Raw genomic sequence first — 835 nt, 5'->3', positions numbered from 1 at the left:
TCTGTGGACAATCAAAGTAGTAAAATCATAGTTGAGGCTAAGTAGACAAAGCCAGCAAAGCTGATCGCCGTCTTTTCATAACGAGTCGCCACCCGGCGATACTGTTTCAACTTGTTAAAATAGCGCTCCACTTTATTACGGTCTTTGTACAAATTTTCATCAATTACCCGCTCCTCAAGCCGGTTCTTCTTAGCCGGTATAACGACTTCTGTGTCAAGGACCTGTAAATATCTAATCAATGCATTGGCATCATACCCTCGGTCGGCCACTACAGCCTTCGTCTCATAATCAGCCAGTAAAAGCTCCGCCTGAGTAATATCAGCCTGTTGGCCGACACTGAGAATAATCCGTAATGGATTGCCTAAGGCATCCACCGTCGCATGAATCTTAGTGCTCCAGCCACCCACCGACTGGCCGCACCGGCGGCCCGGCTAAACACTCGCTGGCGGGGTCACTTTTTTTTGACCGGCGGCATGTTGATGAGCCCTGACGACCGTCGAATCGATCATCAACCAATCTAAATCGGGCTCTTGCAATTCTTCAAAGACAGTTTGCCACACACCGGCCTTTGCCCACCGTCGGAATCGGCGATAGACCGAATTCCAAGGGCCAAAGCGCTCAGGCAAATCGCGCCAAGGAGCTCCACCGCGGGCTATCCAAAGCACAGCGTTGATAAAGAGCCGGTTATCGGTTGCACTTCGTCCTACATCGCCAGCTTTACCCGGTAAGAGCTGAGCCATTTTTGCCCATTGTTGGTCGGTAATTTCATAGCGTCGCATAGTGCAAAGTTGCCAAACAGACCTATTTTTACCTAATTGTCAACACGCCCTAGGAC

General features: G+C 49.9%; 1 pseudogene. It reads right to left on the bottom strand.

The window, feature by feature from the left end:
• Positions 1–11: 11 nt before the first annotated feature.
• Positions 12–779 (bottom strand): annotated as a pseudogene (locus tag ACYVEA_RS34610) (IS5 family transposase).
• Positions 780–835 lie beyond the last annotated feature (56 nt).

It is taken from the genome of Spirosoma jeollabukense (assembly GCF_054777855.1).
This window is presented reverse-complemented; position numbering and strand designations above follow the sequence as displayed.